Here is a 9,121-nt window from a genome sequence, read left to right on the forward strand (position 1 = left end):
TCATATCAAATTAAGGAAACTGATGATATGATTATGTTTAGAGATCAAAGGAGAACAAAATGCGTATTAAAGATATTTATTCGGCGGGAATTCATAGTATTAATCAAGTCAGCCGCTTTTTAACGCGGACGCATCATCGTAAACAACAACAGAAACGTCAACCTGACTTGTCCTTACGCTATGCTGGCAGTTGGGCTTTTACTGACCCACAAACAAAACAAAAACACGAAATGTCAATTGGCCGTGACTTCACGATTAAGATTGACCAGAAAGAATTGCCAGGTCGGATTATTGGTCTGGACGGTGAACAATTGGTTTTTCTGGATCATTATGGCTTTCAACTAAAGGTCTTTGCTAATCACTTAGGCCCAATTGAAATTTACGACGAATCTAGCGACCAAACTTATCCAGTCATCAATCATCGTGACCAGCCGCATTTACCAACCGGCACTGACACCCCAGTTGATGAGGCCGATCATGATCTGGTTTTTGAATTAGATGATTTGGATTTAAATCCGGACCAAACTACGGCGGTTACTGACGATGATGACTCAACAGCAGACCATTCAGCAACATCTGAGGCTGAGAACTCAAGCGCTGACGAAACAGCTGAAGCCACTGATCATGCTGATCCTGATCTACAATAATTTAACACTAGCAATTCGGTTGACACCATTGGTCAATCGGATTTTTTTATTGTCTGAAATTAGTTGAAGTTATTAAACGGGATTGGGTCTGACTGCATTGCGGGATTGTTGATTGTGGAACGCGGTCGCCACGCAACTAGGAAACGACCATCATCAATTTGATTCATAGTTGTAACTCCTAATCGGTTGACCAGCGCAACTTATGCTAAAATGAATTCATCTTTAAACAGGCAGGTGCATTTATGCAACCCAAACTTACACGTCGTGATTGGTGGCAATCTGGTATTCTTCTCGTTGCTTATCTACTCTTTTTGGAAGTTCTCCCGCGACAACGAATCATTCGTTTACGTCAGGTAATTCCTAAAGCCTGGCAAACAACTTTTAGACTTAATGCATTGTTATATGCCATCCCGATTATTTTAATGCTGATCTTTTTTAGTCGCGAAATTATCCGAAATTTTCATTATTTCCAAGAGCAAACAGGTGCCAAAATCAAGCAGCTATTACTTTATTATTTCGTCATTTTGTTAAGCAATGGTATTGTCGCTAGACTAGTTGGTCAACAGGCTGCTAATCAAACAGCGGTTGCCACTGCCACTAAAAACGCACCATTTTGGGCAACCTTTCTATTGTTTGTCCTATTGGGACCAATGCTTGAGGAAACCGTTTTTCGGCAAATTTTATTCAGTAATTTAGGTCAACTGATTCCGAAATGGCTCGCGGCAATTGTGTCGTGTAGTGGTTTTATTTTAATTCACGTTAATGCGCCGCAAGATATTTTACTATATGCTCCTTTAGGTATTATTTTTACATTTGCTTATTGGCGCCATCAAGAGAACATTTCCTTCACTTACAGTCTTCATTTACTGAATAATACCTTGGCCCTACTAGCAACCACCTTCCTAATTCACTAATCAATAACAAAAAACGTTCGTTGACTTCAATACCTGGTCAACGGACGTTTTAGTTTTCAGTTATTTATCGTGAACGATTTGTTTGATGCTGATGCCAGTAGTAAACAGGGATGCCCAGTGCCGTTAAACCAATCCCGACTAACGCTAGTGACAGCTGGGTCATTAATGTCGAAATAACAATGAACAAACCGCCGGCAATGGCAATTAAGGGGACTAACGGATATCCCCAAACTTTGTATGGTCGCAGCAGATCGGGTTGCCGATGGCGCAGGATAAAAACGGCGCCAAAGATCATGGTATTGAAGACCCACATCACGAAGACCAACATATCAGTTAAATAATTAAAGTTGCCCAGTAACATCATCAGTAATGCCACGGCTAATTGGAACAAGGCACCCCAAATTGGTACTCGCGTTACTTTGGTGATTTTACGGAAATGCTTGGCTAAAGGAATCGTGCCATTCACACCCATCGCGTAAGCAACCCGCATTCCCGTCATCGTGTAACCATTAATTGCGCCATAAACAGACACCAAAATCCCAATCGTGACCAAGCGACCACCCGCCTGGCCAAATATCACACCAGCACTAGCGGCGGCCGCGGTGGGATTGCTGGCCAGTTGACTGATTGGTAAAGTCTTTAAAAAAGCAAGATTAATCAACGCATAAACTAACGTGGTCAATCCTAAACCGGCCACAATTGCAATTGGTAAATGACGCCGGGGATTTTTCATTTCGCCAGCCATATTGCCGACACTGATCCAACCGTCGTAGGCGAACATCGTGGCTAATAAACCACCGTTCAGCGCTGTAAACCACGAAACACCGTGTCCCGGCTGAATCGGCCAAAGTGCCACAGTTTGCCCATGAGGACTAGTTAAACCGAAAATAATAATCAAGGCAATCGGAATTAATTTAATAAACAAAGTCAAATTTTGAACGAAGCTACCTAATCGAGCACCTAATAAATTAAGGCCGGTAATTGACAAGGCCACTAGCGCAGCAATCGGAACAATTAACGGTTGGCTGAGGCCGAGCAAGCTGACTAATTGAGTGGCAAAAATAATGCTTAAGGCGGCAATATTGGCGGGATAATAAATCAAGATTTGCGCCCACCCCAATAAAAACGACGGCATTTTACCATAGGCAGCCTCAATGTAATTGACCGCGCCACCGGCTTTCGGAATCGAAGTAGCAATTTCCGCTAAACAAAGGCCGCCAGCAATCGTCAAGAAACCGGCAATAATCCAGACCAGCAGTAGCACACTGGCGGAACGTGTTTGCTGCGCTAAAATTGAAATTTTGAAAAAGACACCACCGCCAATGACGGTGCCCATGACTGTTGCTAAAGCTGAGGTCAGCCCCATTGCCTTCTCAAGTTGTTCTTTCGGTTGTCCCATAATCACGTTCCTTTTATTCTAAAATCACTGACAAACATCTCTGACTAAATCAGGTTCATTGTTCATATCTTACAGGTTTTTAGAAAATGAGAAAAGCTTTTTTGGGTGCAACATTTTCACCACTAAGCCTTGCAAACGCTCTATTTAATTAAGCAATCCCGTTATTTCCTTTTAGAATCGACATTCATGAATTGACGAACATTTTTGTCACCTCAACCCAACGATTTTTCTGTTAAATGTTAACACGACCCGCGTAAGCGCTTAAAAATCAGTCGTTGGACTGAGTTACCAAACGGCAAGTATGGTAGAATGAGCTTATTCAAAAGCAAGTCGATTATTGAACAAAGGAGGGAGGAACACAGGATGTTAGATGACCGTTTAATTGGCATGACCTTTTACAACACCTCGCAATTAGATACGGGGGTGGTGGAATTATTCGGTGTTTATTACCATTACCGAATTGAAGGCCAAGCCAAATTTGGCGATAGCCTCGAAGTCTTTCGTGTTTCGCCCCTATTCCTTTATGTCAGAAGACAGGATGATCGACTCAAATTTTAAAGGGAGGCTTTTGTATGTTTAATACTATTGTAACCATTGCAATTGTGGTTGTTGTGCTAATCTTGCTGTTGTGGATTTTCTTCTCCTCAATCGCAATTATTCACACCGGCGAAGTGGGCATCGTCGAACGTTTAGGGGTTTACGTTAAAACTTTGCAACCTGGATTTCATATGGTTGTGCCATTGATCTATCGTATTACTGAAGTCGTTAACATGAAACAAATTCCGATGCGCGTTGCGGAACAGGAAGTTATCACCAAGGATAACGTTGTGGTCAAAATTTCTGAAACATTGAAATATCATATCACTGACGTTAATTCTTACGTCTACAAAAACAAAGACTCTGTCACTAGTATGGTGCAAGATACTCGAGCTGCTTTGCGGGGCATCATTGGTAACATGGATTTGAACGATGTCTTAAATGGCACCGAACAAATCAACCATTCTTTGTTTGACCAACTTAGTGAAGTCACAGCTGGTTATGGTTTAAATGTTGACCGGGCTAACATTGACTCCGTTGAAGTTGACCAAGATATTCAAGAATCAATGAACAAATTATTGCGTGCTTCTCGTGAAAAGGAAGCTAACATTATGCAGGCTGAAGGTTTGAAACAAGCTGCCATTGCTAACGCCGAAGGTGGCAAGCAATCAGCTATTTTACAAGCCGAAGGTAACAAGAAAACCCAAATCTTGGAAGCCGAAGGTCGCGCTCAAAGTCAGCGGTTGCTCTACGAATCAATTCGTGATCAGATCAACTCGGTTAATGACGCCTTAGTTAAAAACTCTGACGCTTATCTTCAATATAAGAATATTGAAGCCATGGAGAAGATGGCTGAAGGTGCTAACAACACAATTGTCATGCCATCAGCTTCGCTTGATCGTTTGGCTAATATTCCTGCTGCTAAGAAGCTTTGGGACCAAACGACAACTAAGCCAGCACCTAAGAAGCTTTAGTTTCCTGATTGCAACATGCAGCTTGGGTTAAGAATAGTGTGCTAGGCTAGATCTTCCCCAATTGGGAGAGGTGGTTGCTGGGCGATTTAGAGGGCGTGGAACACTGTGGCCGTCGATTTGAACCAATTCAAAACCAAATTGTTTCAAATTCGAGGCTTATTCTAAGCGATAAATCGCTAAGAATAATTTCACAGCTGACGCCAATCGCCCAGCAACCACCTGATGAAATTAACAAAACTCAGCACCACTGCTTTGAAAAACAAATTGAAGTAAACTAAAGAGTCTGTTTGACAAGTTTTCTGGAAATAAACCAGAAACTGTCAGACAGGCTCTTTTTGATATTGCTATTCAGTTGTGACAACAATTTGAATCAAGTTGATTAGTCCCGCCACAATTGCCAGAAGCACCACCAAAGCTGAAGTGCACTACCTCAACTCCAGACGGAATGGAGGGTGTGGTTGTCAGCCGCCAAATTTGTCTTATTGCTTTAGCAATTAGACAAAGGCTCGTATTGATGACAATTTGGTCTGTAATTGGCATCAATCGATGCCGGCAGCGTTCCACAACCAGCAAGCCCGCAATGCAGTCAGAACCAGTTCCGTTTGTATACCTTCACTAGGTTTTGAACTTGGTCATTCAATTGACTCAAACCAGAACGAGCAGACACTTTTCTGTTTTAAAATGTGCTTATTCCCGATAATATTGGTCACGTTGCGCCTGCCAATAATCATGATCAGCTTGCGTGATTGGTCGCAGTACCCGACATGGATTTCCCACTGCAATGACGTTGGCTGGAATATCCTTCGTCACTACCGAACCAGAGCCGATGACAGTATTGTCGCCAATCGTCACCCCGGGATTAACGACGGTACTGCCGCCAATCCAAACATTATTGCCAATCGTAATTGGGTAGCCATATTCCAACTGTTCATTACGAATTGCGGCATCAATGGGATGACCCGCAGTGTATAAGCAAACTCGCGGAGCCATCATTACGTTGTCACCAATATGAATCGGCGCAACGTCTAAAAAGAGACAATCATAATTGGCATAAAAATTTTCGCCAATATAAGTATTAACGCCATAATCACAGTGAAACTCTGGTTCAATATGAATTTCTTGACCAGTTTTACCGAAAAACTTCTTCAGTAGGCTAACTCGATATTCCTCTTGTTCCTCCGTGGTCTGATTGAATAATCGTAAAAGTTGTTTACGGCGGGCACTCATTGCTCGTAATTCTGGATCAGCAGCCCGATATAACTCGCCGGCTAACATGCGTTCCTTCTCTGACTTCAACTCAACTTGCCTCCATTAACTAATGTCTTAGTTTTAAATGCACTAAACATCCTCGTTTAAAATCACAGCATCTAGTTTAACGAAGAAAAAGCTGCCAAGCAAGCGCTATTTCAAGTCAATCGTTAATTTGCCTAATTGCGTTATTTGACTAATTAATTGGTCACCAGACTGCAGAAATTCTTGTGGTGAACGGCCTGCACCTACACCGCCCGGCGTTCCGGTGAAAATAAGGTCACCAGGAACAAGTGCAACAATTGTGGACAGATAACTGACCAAATCGGCCACACCGAAAATTAAATTTTTCAATTGACTATGTTGCTTTTCCACGCCATTAACCGTGGTAGTTAAGATCAAGTCGCCTAAATGATCGACTTCATCAGCTGTGGTTAACCAAGGACCAGTTGGGGCAAAGTTGGCGTAAGATTTAGCCAGCGAAAATTGCGGCTTATCATTGGCAAACTGCAACTGCCGATCGGACAAATCTTGCCCGACCATATAGCCAGCAACATGATTCATGGCGGCAGCAGTCGATATTTGCCGACCACCAGCACCTATAACAATGACTAATTCCGTTTCCCAATCAGTTTTGGGACTGGGAATTTGTACAGTTGGTGCCGGTCCTGTTAATGAACTCGGAAACTTGGTGAAGACATTGGGACTTTGCGGCGCCTGGGTGGCTAATTCAGTCAGATGCTGACGATAATTAAAGCCCACCGCAAAAATTTGCTGTGGCGCCGTAATTGGTGCTTGTAACTCACGTAAATCTGGCAACGGCTGGACTGAGCCCAAATTTAATGGTTGATCCAATTGTAATAATAATGCTTGCACGTTGGTTTCATTTAAGATGGGGCGATATTGTTGATCTTGGATTAAGATCGGTTGATTTTGATACATCGCAAGTTTCATTTAAAGTCCCTCATTCCTCGATATTTTGACTTCATTGTGCCGCTTTTAATCGTAAATGGCAATGAATCAAAATTTAAATCCATTTCAGACTGATCACCGAATCGTCAAGACTACCCAAGACTTTTAAAACCGAAATAAATTAAAAAATGAGTGCGGCTACAGATAATTAATTATCCTAGCCCACTCATTCTTAAATTCAGCAACAGTTTTCAACTTAAAATACTAATTAAAACATTCTAAACGTATATTTCAAAATCATCAACAGCGGCACCAATAATCCCCAGAATAACGCCATAATCAGGCCGATTAAGCGCCAATCAAAAGAACGACCAGCCGTTAACAAATGCTGCTTAACTTCTGGATCACCTTTGACCAGAGTATCTAAGGATAAATGGAACAGATCACTTAATAAAATCAATTCTGCAATGGTGGGTAAGCTAGTGCCAGTCTCCCAACTAATAATTGTTTTGACCGGCAGCTGTAGCTTAGCAGCCAATTCGATTTGGCTCCAATGAAGTTGTTGACGATTTTCACTGATTGTTGACGCGAGATTCATTGCTAAGACTCCTTCCTAACAGTGACAATCTCGATTATCAGTTGTATTTCCGCTCCCCCATTGCATTATAACATGGTCATTCTCCAGCTGACTAAACCACTTGACTAGCCGGATCAAGAACCAAGGACTCCGCCACCAGAATTTCACTGTACAGTTCGTGAATATAGCTATTATCTACCATATGCTGCTTACTTAAATCGTATAAATACCGGCGCTCGGCATCAAAAGCCCGCATTAAGGCTCGACTTTGTTCGGCTGTTTGAGTTGGGGTTAAAGTAATGTGTTCTAAATTGGTCTGATGCCATTCATGAAAGAAAGTGTGCAACGTGTTGGCCTGAATTTGATCACGTAAATCATAAGTCACATTAGCCGCCACTTCTTGACAAAGCCCCATTTTCTCAGTTTCACTAATTGCTGCCGCGACCATGGCTTCACGCATTTGACCCATGATGCGATCGCGATTTTCTTCATCAGCGTCCACTGGCAAAATGATTTTAAAAACAATTAGCGGCACTAACATGCTGAGCACAATCACCACTGTCTCAATTACCACTGCTAACGCATACGTTGTTTGACTCAAAAAACTACTGATCGAAAAAGTCATCGCTAGTGTAACGGTGCCATGAACGCCGCCTAAAGCAAAAATCAACGCTGATTGATGCGAACGATCGGCCACAAAAAAACGACCATATAAATAGCGAGAGCCAATTAACACGGCATAAACTAGCAAGCCAACAGCCAGCCAATGCCAAGAATCATACAACACATGATGATAAGGTTGACCGTCAACAATTCGCACTAAATTAACGCCTAGAACTACAAAAATATAACTATTTAAAATTTCGGTGGTAAACTGCACCATCTCGACGCCAAAATGAGTTTGTTTTGGCGAGCTGAAACGACTGCGGGCCACTTCGCTATTATTGATCAGGCCTGCTACGACCACGGCAATAATACCAGAAACACCTAGCTCTTCCGCAATCAAGTAAATAATAAACGGTGTCATTAAGTAAATTAAATTCTGAATCGAGGCCACATTGCCATTACTGCGCAATAATAACTGCCGCAACAACATAATCACGATGGCAATCACGCTACCAACCAAAATGCCACCCAGAGTCGTAAAAATTAATTCCCAAGTATTTTGCCAAAAAGTTAAATGACCAGTACGCAACCATAACAAGCCCGCCTGTAACAAAACTAGGCCAGTAGCATCATTAAACATGGATTCAAAAACTAAAGTCTTCCGCACTGGTCGCGATATTTTACGACCTTCAACCACCGCATCGAACGCCGTTGCATCGGTGGGAACTGCAATCGCCACAATTACTAAAGCCAATGCTAATTGCTCGCCAAAGACCCAATGCAATAATGCGGCGCCAATGACTGCTGTGGCAATGGCCAACCAGATTGCCGTGCCCATAATGCTGCCAATTCGTTTACGAACAAAAAAGATTGGTGTTCGCTGACCCTCAAAGTATAATAACGGTGCTAAAAACAGAATCATAAACATTTCATCATTAAAGACTGGAATAAAACGATTCGTTAATGGCCAAATGCCAATTAAAATCCCCAGTCCAATACTAATGTAGGTACTAGCAATTCCCGGAATAAAACGCGCCCCAATATTACTAATCACTACTGCCAATAAAACAATTAGCATCGCGATGACCATTGTCATATTATTTTCCCCCAAGATTTTTCTAACGATATTATACCTAGTCTAGACAAGCGACACAAACGAAAGGCTACAGCTTCTTAAGAGCTGGTGAAGTGGTTGAAACGGAATTGAGTCTGACTGCATTGCGGGCTTGTTGGTTGTGGAACGCGGCCGGCATCGATTGATGCCAATTTTTCAAATTGTCATCAATACGAGCCTTTGTCTAATTGCT

11 protein-coding genes are annotated in these 9,121 nt (G+C 42.2%); 6 read left to right on the forward strand and 5 right to left on the reverse strand.

Going from position 1 to position 9,121, the window contains the following annotated elements; all coding sequences use genetic code 11:
• Window positions 1–59: 59 nt before the first annotated feature.
• Both EKM82_RS06915 and EKM82_RS06920 read left to right on the forward strand, forming a co-directional pair.
• Window positions 60–647 carry a DUF4828 domain-containing protein gene (locus EKM82_RS06915; protein WP_125767561.1) on the forward strand — a complete coding sequence of 196 codons (588 nt, stop codon included), beginning with the start codon at window positions 60–62 and terminating at the stop codon, window positions 645–647.
• Between the two features lie 242 nt (window positions 648–889).
• A complete protein-coding gene (locus tag EKM82_RS06920; RefSeq protein WP_125767562.1) occupies window positions 890–1,561 on the forward strand; it encodes a CPBP family intramembrane glutamic endopeptidase in 672 nt (223 codons plus the stop codon).
• A 64-nt stretch (window positions 1,562–1,625) separates the two neighbouring features.
• On the opposite strand, the gene EKM82_RS06925 is transcribed toward EKM82_RS06920, so the two are convergent.
• Window positions 1,626–2,960 (reverse strand): APC family permease, encoded by a 1,335-nt coding sequence (locus EKM82_RS06925; RefSeq protein WP_125767563.1) that lies wholly within the window; start codon window positions 2,958–2,960, stop codon window positions 1,626–1,628.
• A gap of 363 nt (window positions 2,961–3,323) precedes the next feature.
• Here EKM82_RS06925 and EKM82_RS06930 point away from each other — a divergent pair, with 363 nt between their 5' ends.
• The 4 genes from EKM82_RS06930 (at window position 3,324) to EKM82_RS11445 (ending at window position 5,090) form a co-directional block, all read left to right on the forward strand.
• On the forward strand, window positions 3,324–3,518 hold the full coding sequence (locus EKM82_RS06930) for a hypothetical protein (protein ID WP_125767564.1): 195 nt from the start codon (window positions 3,324–3,326) through the stop codon (window positions 3,516–3,518).
• A gap of 14 nt (window positions 3,519–3,532) precedes the next feature.
• On the forward strand, window positions 3,533–4,471 hold the full coding sequence (locus EKM82_RS06935) for an SPFH domain-containing protein (protein ID WP_125767565.1): 939 nt from the start codon (window positions 3,533–3,535) through the stop codon (window positions 4,469–4,471).
• Between the two features lie 74 nt (window positions 4,472–4,545).
• A complete protein-coding gene (locus EKM82_RS06940; RefSeq protein WP_125767566.1) occupies window positions 4,546–4,749 on the forward strand; it encodes a hypothetical protein in 204 nt (67 codons plus the stop codon).
• A 167-nt stretch (window positions 4,750–4,916) separates the two neighbouring features.
• A complete protein-coding gene (locus EKM82_RS11445) occupies window positions 4,917–5,090 on the forward strand; it encodes a hypothetical protein (RefSeq protein ID WP_164508159.1) in 174 nt (57 codons plus the stop codon).
• A 68-nt stretch (window positions 5,091–5,158) separates the two neighbouring features.
• Here EKM82_RS11445 and EKM82_RS06945 read toward each other — a convergent pair whose 3' ends face one another.
• From EKM82_RS06945 to EKM82_RS06960, 4 genes are all read right to left on the reverse strand, one after another.
• Window positions 5,159–5,767 carry a sugar O-acetyltransferase gene (locus EKM82_RS06945; RefSeq protein ID WP_125767567.1) on the reverse strand — a complete coding sequence of 203 codons (609 nt, stop codon included), beginning with the start codon at window positions 5,765–5,767 and terminating at the stop codon, window positions 5,159–5,161.
• 105 nt (window positions 5,768–5,872) lie between these two features.
• Window positions 5,873–6,673 carry a fumarylacetoacetate hydrolase family protein gene (locus tag EKM82_RS06950; RefSeq protein ID WP_125767568.1) on the reverse strand — a complete coding sequence of 267 codons (801 nt, stop codon included), beginning with the start codon at window positions 6,671–6,673 and terminating at the stop codon, window positions 5,873–5,875.
• A gap of 226 nt (window positions 6,674–6,899) precedes the next feature.
• Window positions 6,900–7,229: a helix-turn-helix domain-containing protein gene (locus tag EKM82_RS06955; RefSeq protein ID WP_125767569.1), complete on the reverse strand. Its 330-nt coding sequence runs from the start codon at window positions 7,227–7,229 to the stop codon at window positions 6,900–6,902.
• 91 nt (window positions 7,230–7,320) lie between these two features.
• The gene (locus EKM82_RS06960) at window positions 7,321–8,910 is read right to left on the reverse strand and encodes a cation:proton antiporter (RefSeq protein ID WP_125767570.1); all 1,590 of its coding nucleotides are present in this window, start codon (window positions 8,908–8,910) and stop codon (window positions 7,321–7,323) included.
• Between the last annotated feature and the right edge of the window lie 211 nt (window positions 8,911–9,121).

It is taken from the genome of Lapidilactobacillus wuchangensis, from assembly GCF_003946645.1.
Classification (GTDB): Bacteria; Bacillota; Bacilli; order Lactobacillales; family Lactobacillaceae; genus Lapidilactobacillus; species Lapidilactobacillus wuchangensis.